General features: G+C 72.6%; 11 protein-coding genes. 4 read left to right on the top strand and 7 right to left on the bottom strand.

Going from position 1 to position 19,296, the window contains the following annotated elements:
* Positions 1–277 precede the first annotated feature (277 nt).
* The 4 genes from ACIQM4_RS15180 to ACIQM4_RS15165 all read right to left on the bottom strand — a co-directional run bounded on the left by ACIQM4_RS15180 (position 278) and on the right by ACIQM4_RS15165 (position 8,481).
* Positions 278–1,027 (bottom strand): HNH endonuclease family protein, encoded by a 750-nt coding sequence (locus ACIQM4_RS15180; protein WP_401591196.1) that lies wholly within the window; start codon positions 1,025–1,027, stop codon positions 278–280.
* Between the two features lie 173 nt (positions 1,028–1,200).
* Positions 1,201–4,737 (bottom strand): transcription-repair coupling factor, encoded by a 3,537-nt coding sequence (mfd, locus tag ACIQM4_RS15175; RefSeq protein WP_401591441.1) that lies wholly within the window; start codon positions 4,735–4,737, stop codon positions 1,201–1,203.
* Between the two features lie 355 nt (positions 4,738–5,092).
* A complete protein-coding gene (locus tag ACIQM4_RS15170; protein WP_401591194.1) occupies positions 5,093–7,672 on the bottom strand; it encodes an ABC transporter permease in 2,580 nt (859 codons plus the stop codon).
* Complete coding sequence (locus ACIQM4_RS15165; protein WP_401591191.1) at positions 7,669–8,481, bottom strand: ABC transporter ATP-binding protein; 813 nt, start codon at positions 8,479–8,481, stop codon at positions 7,669–7,671. The genes ACIQM4_RS15170 and ACIQM4_RS15165 overlap by 4 nt, the downstream gene beginning before the upstream one ends.
* A 469-nt stretch (positions 8,482–8,950) precedes the next feature.
* Between ACIQM4_RS15165 and ACIQM4_RS15160 the strand changes: the two genes are divergently transcribed.
* On the top strand, positions 8,951–10,561 hold the full coding sequence (locus tag ACIQM4_RS15160) for an MFS transporter (protein WP_401591188.1): 1,611 nt from the start codon (positions 8,951–8,953) through the stop codon (positions 10,559–10,561).
* Between the two features lie 452 nt (positions 10,562–11,013).
* Here ACIQM4_RS15160 and ACIQM4_RS15155 read toward each other — a convergent pair whose 3' ends face one another.
* The 3 genes from ACIQM4_RS15155 to ACIQM4_RS15145 form a co-directional block, all read right to left on the bottom strand.
* A complete protein-coding gene (locus tag ACIQM4_RS15155; RefSeq protein ID WP_401591186.1) occupies positions 11,014–11,922 on the bottom strand; it encodes a cellulose-binding protein in 909 nt (302 codons plus the stop codon).
* A 247-nt stretch (positions 11,923–12,169) separates the two neighbouring features.
* Entirely contained in the window at positions 12,170–14,959 is a 2,790-nt protein-coding gene (locus ACIQM4_RS15150; protein WP_401591184.1) for an SUKH-4 family immunity protein, read from the bottom strand.
* A 16-nt stretch (positions 14,960–14,975) separates the two neighbouring features.
* Positions 14,976–15,968, bottom strand: a complete 993-nt coding sequence (locus tag ACIQM4_RS15145) for an SMI1/KNR4 family protein (RefSeq protein ID WP_401591181.1) — start codon at positions 15,966–15,968, stop codon at positions 14,976–14,978.
* A 648-nt stretch (positions 15,969–16,616) separates the two neighbouring features.
* Here ACIQM4_RS15145 and ACIQM4_RS15140 point away from each other — a divergent pair.
* The 3 genes from ACIQM4_RS15140 to ACIQM4_RS15130 all read left to right on the top strand — a co-directional run bounded on the left by ACIQM4_RS15140 (position 16,617) and on the right by ACIQM4_RS15130 (position 19,283).
* Positions 16,617–17,222 (top strand): YwqJ-related putative deaminase, encoded by a 606-nt coding sequence (locus ACIQM4_RS15140; protein WP_401591439.1) that lies wholly within the window; start codon positions 16,617–16,619, stop codon positions 17,220–17,222.
* Between the two features lie 10 nt (positions 17,223–17,232).
* On the top strand, positions 17,233–17,826 hold the full coding sequence (locus tag ACIQM4_RS15135) for an SUKH-3 domain-containing protein (RefSeq protein ID WP_401591178.1): 594 nt from the start codon (positions 17,233–17,235) through the stop codon (positions 17,824–17,826).
* 110 nt (positions 17,827–17,936) lie between these two features.
* Positions 17,937–19,283, top strand: a complete 1,347-nt coding sequence (locus tag ACIQM4_RS15130) for a sensor histidine kinase (protein ID WP_401591175.1) — start codon at positions 17,937–17,939, stop codon at positions 19,281–19,283.
* Positions 19,284–19,296: the final 13 nt, after the last annotated feature.

Raw genomic sequence — 19,296 nt, 5'->3', positions numbered from 1 at the left:
GCCACCGGGGGCGTGGCATCCGTACGACGTTGAGGCGAACCGGGGGTGACGGTGCGGGCCCGCCCCGGCGGCCCGTTTCGTCGACGCGTCCCGGCGCCCCGTCCCGGCAACCGTCGCCCTGGCGCGGTGCGTCACCCCGGCCCGTCCCGGCGGCCACCGCCCCGGCGCAGCCCGTCGTCGTCGTGGCGCTTCCGGCGGTGGTCGTCCCGGCGTTTCCGGCGGCCGTCGCCCCTCAGCGGCCCCCGCAGCGGCCCCGCCCCGGCCGCCCCTCAGGCCGTCACCTCTTGCCCACCTGCGCCTCTGTCGGGTTGCCTCCGGCGGGCAGCCTCTGCTGCGGGCAGCCGTTCAGCACCTTGCGCATCGCGTCGCGTTCCGCCGCCGTGACCCACAGGCCGTACTTCTTCTTCACCGCCACCTGCGAGGCGACGTACGCGCACCGGTACCCCTTGTTCGGCGGCAGCCAGGTCGCGGTGTCACCGTCACCCTTGCGCCGGTTCGCGGAGGACTGCGCGGCGAGCAGGTTCAGCGGGTCGTTGGCGAACGCGAGCCGTTTGCCAGGCTTCCACTGCTGGGCGCCCTTCTGCCAGGCGTCGGACAGCGCCACCAGATGATCGATGTCGACCTTGCTGGCGCCGCGCCGGTACTCGATCCGGCCGCCCGTGTACGGATCGTCCGCGAGGACACCGGAGGCGACCTTGCACCTGCCGTCGGTGAACTTCACGTCCTGGAGGTCGCGTTTGAGTATGTCGTCCCGGGTGCCGCACCTGTTGTCGTCGGTGTCGGCCCAGGCCCGGCCGAACTCCGCCCGCTCGTAACCGGTCTTGGGTGCCCGCCCCTTGACGGTCAGGCCGTCCACCGCGGCCAGTGCGGAGCCGGGCTTCCCGGCGGGCCCGCCCCGCCCGGCGCCCGTACCCGAGCCGGAGCCCGAGCTCGTGCCCGTCGAGCTGCCGAGGGAGTCGCACCCCGCGCTGCCGAGCAGCAGCACCGCGCCAAGTCCCGCCGCCGACACGGCCTTCAAGGTCTTCAAGGTCCTCGTGCTCGTGCTCGTACGAGATATCAAGACGTGCCACCCCAAGGAGTTCATCACCGCGACCGGAAACGCACCACCTTAGGGACGGATGCCCCGAACGAACCCCCCGACCCGCGACACCACACCGAAACGTGGCCGGGTCCACACGGGCCGGGTGTCCGCCGGGAGGGTCAGCCGCCCAGGATCGTCGCCAGGAACTCGCCCGTCCACGACAGCAGCTCCCGGCCCACCACCGGCTTGCCGCCGATCTTGCCCGAGCTCGGGCGCGGCACCAGGATCTGGTGCGCCGTGGGCTTGATGACCGTCCGCGGGTAGAGCCGCTTGAGGCGGAGCTCCTGGGATTCGCGGAGCTCGACCGGGGCGAAGCGGATGTTCGGGCCCTGGAGCACGATCTCGCCGACCCCGCAGGCGCGGGCCAGCATCCGCAGGCCCGCCACCAGGAGCAGGTTCTCGACCGGTTCGGGGAGCTTGCCGTAGCGGTCGGTGAGCTCGTCGCGCACGGCGGTGATGTCGGCCTCCGTGGTGGCGGAGGCGATCGCGCGGTAGGCCTGCAGGCGCAGGCGCTCGCCGGGCGCGTAGTCGTGCGGGACGTGGGCGTCCACCGGGAGCTCGATCTTGACCTCCAGGGGGGCCTCCGGCTGCTCGCCGCCGCCGTCGACGGCCGACCGGTAGTCGGCCACGGCCTCGCCGACCATCCGGATGTACAGGTCGAAGCCGACGCCCGCGATGTGACCCGACTGCTCTCCGCCGAGCATGTTGCCCGCGCCGCGGATCTCCAGGTCCTTCATCGCCACGTACATGCCGGCGCCCATCTCGGTGTGCTGGGCGATGGTCGCCAGCCTCTCGTGCGCGGTCTCCGTGAGCGGCTTCTCCGGCGGGTAGAGGAAGTACGCGTAACCCCGGTCGCGGCCACGGCCGACCCGGCCGCGCAGCTGGTGCAGCTGGGAGAGGCCGAAGTTGTCGCCGCGCTCGACGATCAGGGTGTTGGCGTTGGAGATGTCGATGCCGGACTCGACGATCGTGGTCGAGACGAGGACGTCGAACTTCTTCTCCCAGAAGTCGACGACGACCTGCTCAAGGGCCGTTTCCGACATCTGGCCGTGGGCCGTGGCGATGCGCGCCTCGGGCACGATCTCGCGCAGCTTGGCGGCGGCCCGGTCGATGGACTCCACCCGGTTGTGGATGTAGAAGACCTGGCCCTCGCGCAGCAGCTCGCGGCGGACCGCGGCGCCGATCTGCTTCTCCTCGTACGGCCCGACGAAGGTCAGCACCGGATGGCGCTCCTCCGGCGGCGTGGTGATCGTGGACATCTCGCGGATGCCGGTGACCGCCATTTCGAGCGTACGGGGAATGGGGGTGGCCGACATGGTGAGCACGTCGACGTTGGCGCGGAGCTTCTTCAGCTGTTCCTTGTGCTCGACGCCGAAGCGCTGCTCCTCGTCGACGATGACCAGGCCCAGGTCCTTGAACTTCGTCTCCTGCGAGAACAGCCGGTGCGTGCCGATGACCAGGTCGACCGAGCCGTCCCTGAGCCCCTCCAGGGTGGCCTTGGACTCGCTCTCGGTCTGGAAGCGGCTCAGCGCGCGGACGTTGACCGGGAACTGGGCGTAGCGCTCGGTGAAGGTGCCGAAGTGCTGCTGGACGAGGAGCGTGGTGGGGACCAGGACGGCGACCTGCTTGCCGTCCTGGACGGCCTTGAAGGCGGCGCGCACCGCGATCTCCGTCTTGCCGTAGCCGACGTCGCCGCAGATCAGCCGGTCCATCGGGACGGACTTCTCCATGTCCTCCTTCACCTCGGCGATGGTGGACAGCTGGTCGGGCGTCTCCACGTACGGGAAGGCGTCCTCCAGCTCGCGCTGCCAGGGGGTGTCGGGGGCGAAGGTGTGGCCGGGGGCGGCCATCCGCGCCGAGTACAGCTTGATGAGGTCGGCGGCGATCTCCTTGACGGCCTTCTTGGCGCGCGCCTTGGTCTTGGTCCAGTCGGCGCCGCCGAGCCGGTGCAGGGTGGGGGCCTCGCCGCCCACGTACTTGGTGACCTGTTCCAGCTGGTCGGTGGGGATGTAGAGGCGGTCGCCGGGCTGGCCGCGCTTGGCCGGCGCGTACTCGACGAGGAGGTACTCGCGGGTGGCGCCCTGCACGGTGCGCTGCACCATCTCGATGTAGCGGCCCACGCCGTGCTGCTCGTGCACGATGAAGTCGCCGACCTCAAGGGTGAGCGGGTCGACGGACTTGCGGCGGCGGGCCGGCATCCGGCCGAGTTCCTTGGTGGCGGTGCGCTGGCCGGTGAGGTCGGTCTCGGTGAGCACGGCGAGCTGGAGGGCCGGGTCCACGAAGCCGTTGTCGAGGCCGCCGCAGGCGACGTGCACCACGTTCGGCGCGAGGGCGCTGAGGTCGGCGTCGAGGCGGGCGGCGATGCCTTCCCCGGACAGCACCTCGACCGTACGGGAAGCGGTGCCGTGGCCCTCGGTGACGAACACGGTCCGCCAGCCGTCGGCCAGCCAGCCCTTGGTGTCGGCCAGCGCCTTGGCGGTGTCACCCCGGTACAGCTCGGGGGCGTGCATGCCGAGCTTGAGGGTGTCGTCCTCGTGGTCGACGTCGTCGGCGGCGAACGGGGAGACCGACCACCACATCATGCCGAGCTCACGGGCGTGGTCACGGACGTCGGCGATGCCCCGCAGCGAGGCGGCGCCGACGTCGATGGGGGCCACGCCGCCGCCCGCGGTCGCGGCCCAGGAGGCCTGCAGGAACTCCTGGGAGGTCGCGACGAGGTCGGCGGCCCGGGTCCGGACCCGCTCGGGGTCGCAGACGACGGTCATCGAGCCCTGCGGCAGCACGTCGAGCAGCAGCTCCATGTCGTCGACGAGGACCGGGGCGAGGGACTCCATGCCCTCGACCGCGATGCCCTCGGCGATCTTGTGCAGCAGCTCGCCCAGCTCGGGGTGGGCCTCGGCGAGGGCCGCGGCCTTCTCCCGGACGTCGGCGGTGAGCAGCAGCTCCCGGCACGGGGGCGCCCAGACGCCGTGCTCGGCGACTTCGAGGGAGCGCTGGTCGGCGACCTTGAAGTAGCGGATCTCCTCGACGTCGTCACCCCAGAACTCCACGCGCAGCGGGTGCTCCTCGGTCGGCGGGAACACGTCCAGGATGCCGCCGCGGACCGCGAACTCGCCACGCTTCTCGACCAGTTCGACCCGGGCGTACGCGGCGGCGGCGAGCGCGTCGGTGAGCTCGCCGAGATCGGCGCTCTGCCCGGACCTGATCGATACGGGCACGAGGTCGCCCAGGCCCTTGACCTGCGGCTGGAGCACGGAGCGCACGGGCGCGACGACCACGCTCAGCGGGCCGGCCGCCGGGTCGTCCTGCTGCGGGTGGGCCAGCCTGCGCAGGACGGCGAGCCGGCGGCCCACCGTGTCCGAACGGGGCGAGAGCCGCTCGTGCGGCAGCGTCTCCCAGGACGGGAACTCCGCCACCGAGTCCTCGGGCAGCAGGGTGCGCAGGGTCGCCGCCAGCTCCTCCGCCTCCCGCCCGGTCGCGGTGACGGCCAGCACCGGGCGCCCGGCGTCACGGGCGAGGGCGGCGACGGCGAAGGGGCGGGCCGCGGAGGGGCCGACGAGGTCGACGTGCATGCGGTTGCCGTCGACGGCGGCCTTCACCGCTTCGGCGAGCGCCGAGTCTCGTACCACTGCGTCCAGCAGGCCGTGCAGGCTCATGAAGGGCATCCATCCGATGCTTGAGAACACTTTGGTCGGCCGCGCGGCGGCACCTGCCGGTGGGGCCGGTGGGCAACGCGAGCCGCCCGACACGTCGCACGGGCCGGGGCTCCCAGCGTACGACGCGCGACTGACAGCCGCCGTCCGGACGCGGACCCGGAGGCGCCGGCACGTGCCCGGGGCCTTGGGGGCGGGGCTCCTGCACGTACCCCGGGCCCCCGGCCCCGGGGGAGGCCGGCACGTGCCCCCGGGCCCGGGGGGGGGCCTGCACGTGGCCCCCGGGCCCGGGGGGGCCGGCACCTGCCCCCGTGCCCCGCCCCGGTGCTGCGGGCCCGCCCCCGCACCTCCGGCGCCGTCAGTCCGTGGCTATCGCGGTGAGGACGTTCATCCTGCCTGCCCGGAAGGCCGGGACCAGGGCGGCCAGCAGGCCGACGAGGGCCGAGGCGAGGAACACCGTGAGGATGGTCGGCCACGGGATCTCCAGGACGGCCATGCCTTCCAGGGCGAGGAGCTGCTGGGCGGCCGTGCCCCAGGCCAGCCCCAGACCCAGGCCGAGCAGCGCCCCGAAGAGGGCGATGACCACGGATTCCAGGCGGATCATCCGGCGCAGCTGGCGGCGCGAGAGGCCGATGGCCCGCAGCAGGCCGATCTCCCTGGTCCGCTCCACGACCGAGAGGGCGAGGGTGTTGACGACACCCAGGACCGCCACCACGATCGCCAGCCCGAGCAGCCCGTAGACGATGTTGAGCAGCTGGTCGATCTGCGCCTTGAGGTCCTCCTTGTAGTCGGTGGAGTTCAGGACGCGGTACTGCGGGTACTTCGCGACGGCTGCCTTCAGCGACGCGTACGCGGCGTCCGCCCGGCCCGGCGCCGCCTTGGCGAAGACCGCCATGTCCTGCGGCATCCGGTCGGCGGGGATGTGCGCGGCGGCGGTGGTGATGTTGAGGTACAGCGCCCCCTTGTCGACACTGACGTCGTCGGAGGTGACCGCGGCGACCCTGAGCTCCGTGCTCTTCCCGCCCGGGAAGAGCACGGTCAGCGCATCGCCGACCTTCACCCCGTGCTGCTTGGCGTAGTCCTCGCCGACCGATATCGCGCCCGGCGCGTACGCCGCGGCGAGATCGCCCGACACCGTCTTGCGCCGCAGGTCCTGCTGGTAGGAGGGATCGGTCGCCGACAGGGACTTGAACTCCGGGACTCCGTCAGGAGCGGTCACCTTCGCGGCGACCAATTTGTAGTGGGTGAGGCGGGAGATGCCCTCGGCCTCGGCGAGCGCCTGCTGCGCCTGCGGCAGCACGGGCTGCTGGTTGTTGGAACGCACCGTGAAGTCCGCGCCCACCGACTTGTCGAGCTCCTGCGTGGCCGAGGCGACCATCGAGGACGCACCGACCGACAGACAGGCCACCAGGGCGAGCCCGATCATCAGGGCCGAACCGGTCGCTCCCGTACGGCGCGGGTTACGCAGTGCGTTCCGCTCGGCCATCCGGCCGACCGGGCCGAAGACGCGGAGCACCACGGCGCCCAGCCCCTTCACGACCACCGAGACCAGCAGCGGTCCGACGACGACGAACCCGACGAGGGTGAGCACGACACCGAGACCGAAGAAGAGGGAGCCCTCGCTCGCCCTCGCCGACTGCGCGCCTGCGTACAGCCCTGCCCCGCCGGCCAGGCTCAGTGTCACGCCGACGGCCGCCCTGATCCGCCCGGACCTGGCGTCGGCGGGGGTCCCGGAGTCGCGCAGGGCGGCCATCGGGGACACCCGGCCCGCCCGGCGGGCCGGCAGGTAGGCGGCGACGACCGTGACGACGACGCCGAGCACCACACCGATGACCGGGGTGGGCCACTTGAACGTCAGGTCGCTCGTGGCGAGCTTCATACCGATCGCGCCCATGAACTTCATCAGCCCGACGGCCAGCCCCACGCCCGCCGCGACCCCCAGCACCGACCCGACGACCCCGAGCAGCAGCGCCTCCAGGAGCACCGACCGGTTGACCTGCCTGCGGCCGGCGCCGAGCGCCCGCATCAGACCGATCTCCCGGGTGCGCTGGGCGACCAGCATCGAGAAGGTGTTGATGATCAGGAAGATTCCGACGAGGAGGGCGACCCCGGCGAAGCCGAGCATCGCGTACTTCATGACGTCCAGGAACGACGCGAGGTCGTTCTTGCTCTCCTCGCCGGCCTCCTCCTTGGTCAGCAGCTTGTACGGGGCCGTCGGTCCGAGCGCCGCGGCCACCCGGGTCTTCAGCTGCTCGTCGCTCACGCCGGGCACGGCCTCGACGTTGATGCCGGTGAACCGGTCCGGGCCGCCCAGCAGCTTCCGCTGTGCCGTCGCCGTGTCGTAGAAGACGACCGTCGCCCCGGGGTTGGTCGTCCTGAAGGTGGCTATACCGCTGATCCGGGCGGTGAAGTCGCCGGTCACGGCGATCGTGCGCAGCTCGTCACCGAGCTTCAGCCCGTGCTTGTCCGCGGTGTCCGCGTCGATCATGACGTCGGTGGGGCCGCGCGGGGAGTGCCCGGAGGTGATGGTCATCGAGCGGGCGTCGTTGGCGGCCCAGTCGCTCGCGATGGTCGGCGCCCCCGTGGTGGAGCCCATGTCCTTGTTGTCGGCGTCGACGACGGTGACCGACATGCTGCTGACCGCGCCTCGCGCGGACTCCACACCGTCGGCGCCCGCGATCCTCGCGACCGCGGAGCCCGGCAGGACGGCGGGACGCCCCGCGTTCTGCGCGGAGTGGTCGTCCTTCTCGGTCTTCGGCGTGACGGTGACGTCGGCCGACGTGCCGGCGAAGAGCTTGTCGAAGGTGGTGTTCATGGTGTCGGTGAAGACGAGGGTGCCGCAGACGAAACCCACCGACAGCAGGACGGCGACGGCGGAGAGCGCCATCCGGCCCTTGTGCGCCAGGAAGTTGCGCATCGAGGTCTTCCAGACGGTCATGAGGTGCGCCCCCGACCGTCGAAGGCCTTCATCCGGTCCAGGACCAGCTCGGCGGTGGGCCGGCGCATCTCGTCGACGATCCGCCCGTCGGCCAGGTACAGCACGCGGTCCGCGTAGGAGGCGGCCACCGGGTCGTGCGTGACCATCACGATGGTCTGCCCCAGCTCGTCCACCGAGCGGCGCAGGAAGTCCAGCACCTCGGCGCCCGAGCGCGAGTCCAGGTTCCCGGTCGGCTCGTCCCCGAAGATGATCTCGGGTCGGGCGGCCAACGCCCGCGCCACCGCGACGCGTTGCTGCTGGCCGCCGGAGAGCTCGGACGGCCGGTGCTTCAGCCGGTCGGTGAGCCCGACGGTCTCCACCACCCGCCGCAGCCAGGCCGGGTCGGGCCTGCGGCCCGCTATGTCCATCGGCAGGGTGATGTTCTCGATCGCGTTGAGCGTAGGGAGCAGGTTGAAGGACTGGAAGATGAAACCGACACGGTCCCTGCGGAGTTGGGTGAGCTGCTTGTCCCCAAGGCCGGAGATCTCCGTGTCGTCGAGGAAGACCTGACCCGACGAGACCGTGTCCAGTCCGGCCAGACAATGCATCAGGGTCGACTTGCCCGACCCCGAGGGGCCCATGATCGCGGTGTACTCGCCGCGCGCCATCTCGACGTCGACGCCGTCCAGCGCGACGACCCGGGTCTCCCCCGCCCCGTACGCCTTCACCACCTGGCTCGCCCGCGCGGCGACGGCCGAACGCCCGCCCGCCGCCGTGTCCCCGTGCCCGGACCCCTGCTCGTGGCCCGAGAGCCCCACTGCCGTAGTCACGTCAATTCCCCCTGTGCAGCCAGTACTTCCCTGCCGGCCTTCGCCGGTCCAACGTCACTCCAAGTTACGGAATGGGCCTGTTCCGGCACGTCGGCCTGGAGTACCAACAACCGGGTGCAGCGAAGTAGGGAAGTCCACCCCGGATCCTCAACCCGTAGGTGGAGCACCCAGGGGGAGCACGTCCACCCTTTCTGCCCCCTCCCCCGCCCGACCTGCGGGTGAGACGCTGTCCCGACAGAAATACGTGCAGGGGGAAGGGAATTCGGTGGGCGGCAAGGATGTAAGTGGCACCCAGGGTGCGGAGAGCTCTGGGGAGATACCCGGAGCTCCGGACGGCTCCCGGCAGGTGCCCGGGGGCCGCGCGCCGACAGCCGGGAGTTCGACGGCCGACAGCCCGCCGGCAGGGAGCCCGACGGCAGGAAGTGGGCCCGTCCGGCGTGGGCCGGTCGTCGCCGCTCTCATGCTGGGCATGGCGCTCGCCGCACTCGACGGGACCATCGTCTCCACCGCCGTCCCCCAGATCGTCGGCGAACTGGGCGGATTCACGGTCTTCTCCTGGCTGTTCGCGGGCTACCTGCTCGCCGTGACCGTCACCCTCCCCGTGTACGGCAAGCTCTCCGACACCTTCGGCCGCAAGCCCGTACTGCTCGCGGGCATCGCCCTCTTCCTCATCGGCTCCGTGCTGTGCGCGCTCGCCTGGAACATGACGGCGCTGATCGCCTTCCGCATCGTCCAGGGTCTTGGCGGCGGCGCCATCCAAGGCACTGTCCAGACCGTCGCGGCCGATCTGTACCCGCTGAAGGAACGCCCCAAGATCCAGGCGCGGCTCTCGACGGTGTGGGCGACCTCGGCGGTCGCGGGACCCGCACTGGGCGGACTCCTGGCCACGTACGCGGACTGGCGGTGGATCTTCCTCGTCAACCTGCCGGTGGGCGCGGTGGCGATGTGGCTGATCGCCAGGTACCTGCGGGAACCGGAGCGGGTGGCGCGGGCGCAGGGGGTGGCGCGGACGCAGGGGGCGAGGCAGGCACAGGGGGCGAGGCAGGCGCAGGGGGTGCCGGCCGTGGCGACGGGTGGGGAACTCGGCCCGGTGGCCGTACGTTCTCGGGTCGACTGGCCCGGTGCGCTTGCCGTGTTCGCCTGTGGCGGGGTGTTGTTGACGGCGCTGGTGCAGGGCGGGGTGGCCTGGCCCTGGTTCTCCGCCCCCTCCCTGGCGCTGTTCGCGACGAGCGCGGTGCTCGTCGCGGTGGTGGTGACCGTCGAACGGCGCGCGGCCGAACCCATCCTCCCCGGCTGGGTGTGGCGGCGCCGCACGATCGCCGCGGTCAACGTCGCCCTGGGTGCGCTCGGCCTGCTGATGGTCGCCCCGACCGTCTTCCTGCCGACGTACGCCCAGTCCGTGCTGGGGCTCGATCCGACGGCCGCCGGTTTCGTCCTGTCCGTCATGACACTGAGCTGGCCGCTGTCGGCGGCGCTGAGTCAGCACGTCTACCGGCGGATCGGCTTCCGGCAGACGGCGATCATCGGGATCTCGCTGGCGACGCTGACCCTGCTGGCGTTTCCGCTGCTGCCCTTCCCCGGGGAGGCCTGGCAGCCCGCCCTGATCATGCTGCTGCTGGGCGGCGCGCTCGGTCTCTTCCAGCTGCCGCTGATCGTCGGTGTCCAGTCGACGGTCGGCTGGTCCGAGCGTGGCACGGCCACCGCGTCGATCCTCTTCTACCGGCAGCTGGGGCAGAGCGTGGGAGCGGCGGTCTTCGGCGCGGTCGCCAACGCGACGCTCGCGGCACGGCTGGCGGCGGCGCCGGGGGCGATCAGGGACGGACTGCCGGGTGATCTCGACTCGGTCTCGCACGCGTTGACCGACCCGGGATCGGCGCTGCCCGCGGGGGCGGCGGAGTACCTGAGGCGCGCGGTGGACACGGCTGTCGACCATGTGTACGTGGGCGCGGCCGGGGCGGGCGTGCTGGCGCTGCTGGCGTTGGTGTTCCTGGCACCGAGGAGGTTTCCGGTGCTGGAGGAAGGGGCGCAGGGGGGAGGGGTGGGTTCTGAACGGGGGGTTGGGTCGGGGGTTAGGGGGTGAGGGGGTGAGGGGGCACTGGCGCAGGCGGGGTTGGGGTCACCGGGGCGCGGGGCGCGGGGGCGCGGTCTGCGTGGGGGGGCGGGCCGTGCCGGGGGCGGGCCTGGCCCACTGGGGTGGCATGCCCGTGCCGCGTGGGCGGGGGCGGCGGGGTGGGTGTGCAGTGTCGGCCCCGTGCGGGTGGGTGGGCCGCTTCGCGGGTTCGGCCCCTCCCCGCCCCTTCCCGAAACCGCTGCCGCGGGGCTGGAGGGGCATGCTGCGGGTGCGTTGTGGCTGAGCGCGCAGTTCCCCGCGCCCCTGGAGGGGCGGGCGATGGTGGGAGTCCTGCGGGTGCACTGTGGCTGGGCGCGCAGTTCCCCGCGCCCCTGAAAGGCGGGGTGCGTTGTGGCTGGGCGTGCAGATCTCCGTGCCCCGGGCGGGTGTGGCTGGGCGTGCAGATCTCCGCGCCCCCTACCTCACGGGCCTGTTTGTTCGGGTTGGTTTTCTGCTTCGGTCTTGCCGGTCAGGGTGGCGAGGGTTGTTCGTACGTGGGTCATGTGGGACTGCAGCTCCCGGCGGGCCTCGTCGTGTTCTTGCAGCACGCGGTCCGTCTCGCGGGCGATGCGTTCCTCCTGCACCCTTGCCGCCGCGAGCAGTTCCGCGGCTCGGGCCTCCGCGTCCTCCTGGCCGTGCCTGGCTTCTTCCTCCGTCTCGGCGAGCGCCCTCTTCGCCTTCGCCAGTACGGATTCCGCGCGGGCCGTCAGCGCGGCGAAATGCCGGTCCGTCTGCGCCTCGCGCTCCGCCAGTTCGCGTTCGGCCGCCTCCCGGCGCTCGGCGTGCTCCTTCTCCTGGGCCGTGAGCAGCGCCTCCGTGCGCTCCCGCATCTCCTGCAGCCCCGCGACCGCGGCGGACCGCCACCCCTCCGCGTCCCTGCGCGCCCCCGCCCGCATGCCGTCCGCCGCCGACCGCGCCGACTCCAGCAGCTCGACGGCCGCCTGCTCGGCCTCCGCCCGGAGCGCGTCCGACGCCGCCCGTGCCTCGTCCCGCACCTTGTGCGCCGCCGCACTCGCCGCGTCCGTACGGGCCGACGCCTCCCGCGCGGCCTGCGAGCCCAGCTCCTGCGACTCCTCCTCCGCCAGGGTCAGCAGCGACCTCGCCCGCTCGCCCAGCGATTCGTACGTCTGCGGCGCCAGCTGCGCGACCTCCTCGCGCAGGGCCTCCGCCTGCGCCTCCAGCTGCTTCGTGAGCACCGTCAGCCGCGCCGCCCGCTCCCACGCGTCGTCGCGGTCCTGCGACAGTCCGGCGATCCGGCGGTCCACCTGCTCGGGGCGGTAGCCACGGCCCCGTACCACGGTGAAGTCCTGGGGTGACGTCGATGCACTCATCCCTGTATCCCCTCAAATCCGGTGATTCCGGTCTCCGGCTGAACTCCGGCACATCCTGATCGATCGGACTCCAGTGTGCATAACGCGACACTCCACCCGGAAACCGGTCCGCCGCCTGGCCGGAATCCGCCCCGCGCCCCGTAAGGAAAAAAGCCGGGGCGCCCGACCTCGGAGAAGGTTCGGGCGCCCCGGCGGCGCCAGCGGTGGCGACGTACCGGCAGGTGCCGGTGCGCGGTTACGGCAAGAGCTACAACAACCCGTCCCACATCTGCTCCAGGAGCACCGACCACCAGCTCTCCGGCGACGCCAGCGCCGCCGGGTCGAGCGCCGCCAGCTGAGCCTGGAAGTCCACCGTCCACCGACCCGCCTGCTCCGGGTTGAGACCGAAGCGCAGCCGCCACATCCTGCCGAGCAGCGCGAGCGAGCGCACGAACTCGGGCAGGCCCGTGTTCACGAACTGCGGCGGTACGGGACGACCTCCCGCACCCGCCTCCACCGGTACGGCCACGATGTTCGCCGTCCCGTACTGCACGCAGATCGCCCGCCCGAAGTCCGAGCCCATCACGAGGTACGAACCCGCGTCCGGGGCCGGCTGCACACCGCGCTGCTGAGCGAGCTCGGCGAGCGTCGGAACCGGCTGGCCCGGCACCGCCTGCGCCCAGAAGAACGGCCCGAAGTCGACCGGCAGCCCGGCCCACATCAGCGTCATCGCCACCAGCTCCGGCACCCCCTGGCGCGACACCGCGCCCTGGTCGAACCGGAAGACCGCCTGCGGCCCGAACGCCGACACCAACTCGTGCGCGACACCCTCGGGCGGCACCGGCGGGATCTGCATCAGCTGGCTCGGGTGCGGCAGCGGTGCCCGCACCGGCGCGGGCCGCGCCGGACCGTCCGCGACCTGATGCAGCTCGCCCTGGTGGGTCAGCAGGTGCTGCATCCCCTGCTGACGCGACGCGTGATCCGTGCCGTACGGGGCGACACTCGTGATCCGTACCTGCGGCCAGGTCTCCCGGATCATCCGCGCACAGTAACCACCGGGCAGCTCGCAGGACGCCAGCTCCGTGTGGAGTTCGAGCACCTGCTGCGGCGGCACCTGCATCGCCCGCAACTCGTGCAGCATCTGCCACTCGGGGTGCGGGGTACCGGGCGCCGAACGGCGGATGAGCTGCTGCTCGGAGCCGTCCTGCGCGCGGTAGCGCAACACCGCCTGATAACCGGGCCCGACCGTCGGCAACCCGGACGGCTGCTGCGGCGGATACCCGTACGCGGGCGGCCCCTGGTGCGGCGGCTGCATCTGGTGCGGGGCCTGGTGGGGCTGGTGTTGGGCGTGCGGCGGGGGCATGTTCGGCGGCGGCATGTTCGGTGGCGGAGCCTGGTGCTGCGCGTGCGGAGGCTGGTGCTGCGCGTGCGGGGGTGGCATGTGCCCGTGCGGGGGCGGCATGGCACCAGGGGGCCCTGGCGGGCCGGGCGGCTGCGGGGCGCCGGGGCCCTGGTTCGGTCCGGGCTGCGCGAGCATCGTCGCCGCATGGTGAACTCCCCCGCCCGCAGGCGGAGTCGACCCCGGAGCTCCCGGTGCACCGGGAGGACCGGGCGGGCCGGGCGGCTGCGGGGCCCCGGGCCGGCCCTGACCGCCCATGCTCGGGTCGGACAGCATCGTCGCCGCGTGATGCACGCCGCCACCGGGCGGACCAGGGGGGCCGGGCGGCTGCGGAGCACCCGGACTACCCGGGGCGCCCCCGGCACCCAGCTGCGGCACCAGCGCCGTCGGTACGTAACCCGCCGCAGGGGCACCCGGAGCGCCGGGCCCCGCGGGCGCCTGCGCACCCGGGCGCGCACCCGGCGTACCGGGCGCACCGGGCGGCGGCGGAGTCGTCGAACCCCCGCCACGCCGGGCACCGGGCGGCAGGGACGCCTTACTGGTCGCGGCATCGGCGATGTCCTCGGCCCCGACGGACAGACCGGGCCGACGCGGGGCGCCGGGAGCGCCGGGAGCATGCGGCGTGTGCGGACCGTGCGGGCCCGCACCCGGCTGCACACCGGCACCAGAACCAGAAGTGGAACCGGAAGCGGAACCGGAACCTTGCCCCACCCCCGCGCCCGACCCCGGCAACGGCTGCGGAGCCGACGGGTCCGGTACGACCGGTGCCACCGCGGTGCTCGGCAGCTGACTGCCGCCCTGGAGCAGCGACGTCTGGGCCTCGGGACCGGCCCCGGGCGCCCGGGAGTCGTCGTCGTCCGCCCCGACGAGCGGCGGTGCGAACACGGTGGCGGGCAGCGGAACACCGCCCGCGTCGCCCGAGTTGGTGTCGGTGCCGGCCCACGGCGTCGCTCCGGCGGGCGGCGCACCGGCCGTACCGCGCGCTCCACCGGCCCCGTATCCCGACGACGAGACGGGCACACCGTCGGACTCCGTCGGCTCGTACTCGTCCGAAGCCGAACCAGAACCAGAAGTAGAAGTAGAAGGGGAAGGGGAAGCAGGGGCAGGCGCAGGCGCAGGACCAGCACCCGGCGCAGGCACCGAAGCAAGCCCCGCAGCCGAAGCCTCCCCCGACGTCGATCCCGAGGCCGACGTCGATCCCGAGGCCCGCGTCGACTCCGAAGCCCGCACCGATCCCGAAGCCGGCGTCGACTCCGAAGCCGGCGCCGACCTCCTGTCCGGAATCCCGATCTTGTCGGCCGCCTCCTGGAGCCACTCCGGCGGCGTCAGCAAGAAGGACGTCTGCTGCAGATCGACCCGCTGCGGCGGCTGCGGGGCCGGTTCACCCGCGTCCGACACCGGAGCCCCGTACTCCTCCTCGTACCGCCGGATCACCTCGCCCACCGGCAGCTCGGGCCACAGCGTGGCCTCGCCGCTGTCGCGCGCGATGACGAGCCGCTGCCGGCCGCCGTCGGAGACCGGGCCGTTCTCGCGGTCCTCGGCCCACACCACGAACCCGAGATCGAACTCCCGCACCCGCACCTCCCGGTGCTGGTACGCGGGCACGTCCCCGTTGACCCACTCGTCCGCACGCTCCTGCGCCTGCGCGAAAGTCACCATCGGACAGTCAACCCCGTCATCCCTCGTCCGGAACATCCGATACGTCGACGGCGTGCGCGAAGCCGCCGTCGACCATCAGATTCGCCACCGTCTGCAGCTCCGGCGGGCTGCCCGCCAGCCGCTGCAAGAATTCGTCGAAGTCCTCACCGCAGGGCAGCAGCAGCCGCTCCACCCGCTCCTGGACCGACCAGCCGTCCTGGTCGCGCGCGTCGTCGTACGCGCAGAACCACACCGACCCGACGTCCTCACCACGCACCTTCACCGCCAGGATCCCGCCCTGGACGAAGGTGACACCCAGATAGTCCTTGGTCAGGTGATCGCGCAGACACTTGTTGACGTAGACGAGGTCGTTGACCCCTGCCTCGTCGCGCACCGTGAAGAACGGCTGGTCGACCAGCAGCCCCAACTCCGCGTCCAGCGCCGCACCGACCGGCGCACAGCCGCCCGCAGCCTTGAGGAAGGAGCGGTACGCGCCGGGCAGCCGGTACCCCAAGTCCTCCTCCACGCCCAGCACTTGGCTCTCGGAGACGGCCACTGCCCTCCTCGGCAGCCCGAAGTGCACGGGACGGGTCTCCTGCAACGGCCGCGTACCGCGCTTGTCCTGGTCCACGGAGGTCGTGGCGAGCCCGCCGTGATGCCGGAGCAGCGCCTTCACCTCCACCGGCACGAGGTACATGCGGCGGGTGTACGGAACGTGGTGCCAGGTCCAGCCGTGCGGCGTGGCCACCGGGTCGAGCGTCTCCCACAGCTCGTGACCCTCGGCGTGCAGCGCGGCGTTGGCAGACACGTAGTCGGTCAGCCGGAGCTCGTCCACCCCGAAGCCCTCGGGGGGTTCGGCGATCTCGGCGGCGGCGCGCGCGTAGGGCGCGAAGTCCGGATAGCCGTCCTCGTCCACGCGCACACCCCGGGGGTGGCGGGCGGCCCGGACGGGGTCCGGGAAGTTCACGAGCTGCCCGGCGTAGGCCGCGTTCGGTGGCGCGGCTTGCTGCCCGAGCCGACCTGTCGTCATGGCTGATGCCCCCTGCTGCGTCTGGCTGATTCAGCACAGCCTATGCGGTGGTGCAACAGGGGGTCCTGCCCCAGGAACGCCCCGGCCACCGCCTGTACGAGACCTGCACGCGACCCTCGTGGCGGGTTCGTGACGGGCGGTCCACCCACGGTTCACGGGCGGTCACGCACACCTGTCCCGGCGCTCCCCCGCGACACGCCGCACGAAGGGGACTCTCCCGGGGGACGCGCCCGAACCGGTGCCCCAGCTTCCCCACGACAGTGCACATTTGGCAGGCTGTCCCCCGCAACTCGGGGGATTGCAGGGAGGGAACGCACCACCATGCACACTGCACAAACAGGAAATCTGCGCGCACCGCGGACAACAAGGACAACGGGGGCACCGAGGGCGACGGGCGCACCGGGAACGACGGCAGCCACCATGAGTCTCACGGACACCGCCACGGCACACGACCCTCGCACGGGCAACCCGACGGCGACCGCAACCGGCACGGGCAACCCGACGGCGACCGCAACCGGCACATCCACCCCGGCACCCGGCACGGGCCACCCGTTCACGACCGCACCCGGCACGAACAGCACACCCGCGGGCGTGACCGGCACGAACAACACACCCGCAAGCGCGACCGGCACTGGCAGCACGCCCCCGATCGCGACCCCCAGAAACACCACCAGCCCCGACCCGGCCCCCACAAACACCACCGGCCCGGCCCTCACCCCAGCGGACACGGACGGCCCTGCCACATCCGCCCCCACACCCGCCGCCCCCGGCGACCCCCGCCTCACCTGGAGCTCCAACACCGCCGAGGACCGACCCGCGCCCACCCTCCGACACCGCCGCGACGGCATACTGCCCGCCGTCGCCGCCGCCCTCTCCGTACGCGGCGCGGACACCCTCACCTGCACCGCGGGCAAAGCCGACCAGCCACCCGCCCTGCACCCCCTCGTACAGGACTTCCTCGACACCCTCACCACCGTCCAGCGCACCCGCTTCACCGGCCGCTGCCCCGAAGCGATCCTGCTCTCCCGCCACCTCTCCGCCGCCGAGAGCGGCCGGTCCAAACGCGCCTCGCGCAAACCGCTCACCGCGAGCGAGGCCCGCCGCTCCCTCAAGCACTCCAAACTCACCGCCCGGCGCATCCGCGAGGACGGCGACCCCCTGCACGGCAGCTACGCCCCGCCCTGCCACTCCTGCGCACCACTGCTCGCCCACTTCGGCGTACGCCCCGTGGACCCCACCGCCGAGAAGGGCTGAACCACCCCCCATGCCCCCCAGCACCAACCCACACCCGCACCCGCACGCCCAGGCACAGCCCCAGACGCACGCCCAGGCTCAGGCCACGCCCCCACCCCACCCCCACCTCAACACCAGCACCACCCGCTTCCCCGTCGCCGTCGACGCCGCACTGCGCGAAGCCGGCTGGCAACCTGGCCGCTGGGACATAAAGCAGGCCGAACACTGGGCAGACACCCTCCGCGCCCACGCCTCCCCCGCCGGCCACCGCCACACCGTCTTCCCCGCGGCCGTCGAGGCGTGGGCCGAATTCGGCGGACTGCACATCAACCCGCCCGGCACCGGCCGCCAGATCGCCCCCACCCCGGCAGTACTCGACCCCCTGCACGGCCTCCACCTCGCCCGCACCTTCGCCGACCTCGGCCGCGCCCTGGACACCGAGGTCTGCCCGCTCGGCCGGGAGAACGGCAGGACGGGCGACCTCCAGGCCACCCTCGCCATCGACGCGGAAGGCCGCGTCTACAGCCTCGACCACACCGGCGACTGGTTCCTGGGCCACACCCTCGACCAGGCCCTCGCCACCCTCGTCTCCGGAACCCGGCCCGCCCGCCTCGCACTCGCCTGAAACACCCCGGCCACGCCTCCCGCCACCCCTGCCCACCGCACCCGCCCACCGCCCCGAGAAGTCGAGAACTCGCAGGCACAACGACAGGACCCGACCGTAGGCTGGTCCGTATGACCGTCACGGGGGAAGACCGGAACGACGTGGACCTGACCGGTCCACGCTTCTGGTGGTGGGAGCGGCGACGAAGCGTGGTGCTCGACGCGGGGCTGGCCGCCGCGTCGGCGGCCGAGTGCGCGGTCGAGGGCATGGCCTTCGCCACGGACACCGGACTGCCGGGCGCCCTCGGCGTACTCATCGGCATCCTGGTGGGCTCCACCCTGCTCGTACGGCGCCGCTGGCCCATCGCCGTCGTGCTCACCTCGCTCGCCGTGACCCCCGCCGAAATGGGCTTCATGCTCGGCGTCGTCGGGCTCTACTCACTCGCCGCGTCAGAAGTACCGCGCCGGATCACCACGGTCATCGCGGGCATGGCCTTCACCGGCACGCTCATCGTCTCCCTGGTCCGGATGCGCTCCCTGGCCGGACAGGACGGCAGCTCCTTCGACCCCAGCACCGGCTACACCCTCGCCATGTCCGTCGTACTCGCCCTCGGCATGACGGCCCCGCCGCTCCTCCTCGGCCTCTACATAGGGGCCCGCCGCCGCCTGATGGAGAGCCTGCGCGAACGGGCAGACTCCCTGGAACGCGAACTCTCCCTCCTCGCCGACCGCGCCGAGGAACGCGCCGAGTGGGCCCGCACCGAGGAACGCACCCGCATCGCCCGCGAGATGCACGACGTCGTCGCCCACCGCGTCAGCCTGATGGTCGTCCACGCCGCCGCCCTCCAGGCCGTCGCACTCAAGGACCCCCAGAAAGCCGTCAAGAACGCCGCACTCGTCGGCGACATGGGCCGCCAGGCCCTCACCGAACTCCGCGAGATGCTGGGCGTCCTGCGCTCCCCCGAATCCACCACCGCACCCCTCACCCGCACCCCCGCCGTCCCCCTGGCCGCCGTCGGAGCCGCCGCGGGCGCGGCAGCAGCGGCAGCAGCCGCAGCCGACGCAGCGGGCAACGGCCCCTGCCTCGCCGACGTCGACGCCCTCGTGGAACAGTCCAGAGCCGCCGGAATGACCGTCGAACTCTCCGTGGACGGCGACCCGGCCCCCTGCGGCGCCCTGGTCGAACAGACCGCCTACCGCGTCGTCCAGGAAGCCCTCACCAACGTCCACAAGCACGCCCCCGGCGCGAAGACGTGGGTACGCATCGCCCACCGCGAGGGCACCGAGATCGCCATGCAGGTCGAGAACGCGGCCTCCGACGCGGACGCCCCCACCGCGGGCCTCCCCAGCGGCGGCAACGGCCTCGTCGGCATGCGCGAACGCGTCCACACCCTCGGCGGAGTCTTCGTCGCAGGCCCCACCGACGCGGGCGGCTTCCGCGTCTCCGCCGTCCTCCCGGTCAAGGACCCGGAGCGATAGCCCCGCAGGCACA

This window comes from Streptomyces sp. NPDC091272, from assembly GCF_044757485.1.
In the GTDB taxonomy this organism is placed as follows: Bacteria; Actinomycetota; Actinomycetes; order Streptomycetales; family Streptomycetaceae; genus Streptomyces.
The sequence above is the reverse complement of the archived record's forward strand: the minus strand, read 5'-3'. Positions and strand labels throughout refer to the sequence as shown.

Coding starts and splice junctions, on each gene's coding strand:
- ACIQM4_RS15130 (WP_401591175.1), top strand. CDS start 17,937: ATGACCGTCACGGGGGAAGACCGGAACGACGTGGACCTGACCGGTCCA.
- mfd (WP_401591441.1), bottom strand. CDS start 4,737: ATGAGCCTGCACGGCCTGCTGGACGCAGTGGTACGAGACTCGGCGCTC.
- ACIQM4_RS15135 (WP_401591178.1), top strand. CDS start 17,233: ATGCCCCCCAGCACCAACCCACACCCGCACCCGCACGCCCAGGCACAG.
- ACIQM4_RS15160 (WP_401591188.1), top strand. CDS start 8,951: ATGGCGCTCGCCGCACTCGACGGGACCATCGTCTCCACCGCCGTCCCC.
- ACIQM4_RS15145 (WP_401591181.1), bottom strand. CDS start 15,968: ATGACGACAGGTCGGCTCGGGCAGCAAGCCGCGCCACCGAACGCGGCC.
- ACIQM4_RS15155 (WP_401591186.1), bottom strand. CDS start 11,922: ATGAGTGCATCGACGTCACCCCAGGACTTCACCGTGGTACGGGGCCGT.
- ACIQM4_RS15150 (WP_401591184.1), bottom strand. CDS start 14,959: ATGGTGACTTTCGCGCAGGCGCAGGAGCGTGCGGACGAGTGGGTCAAC.
- ACIQM4_RS15170 (WP_401591194.1), bottom strand. CDS start 7,672: ATGACCGTCTGGAAGACCTCGATGCGCAACTTCCTGGCGCACAAGGGC.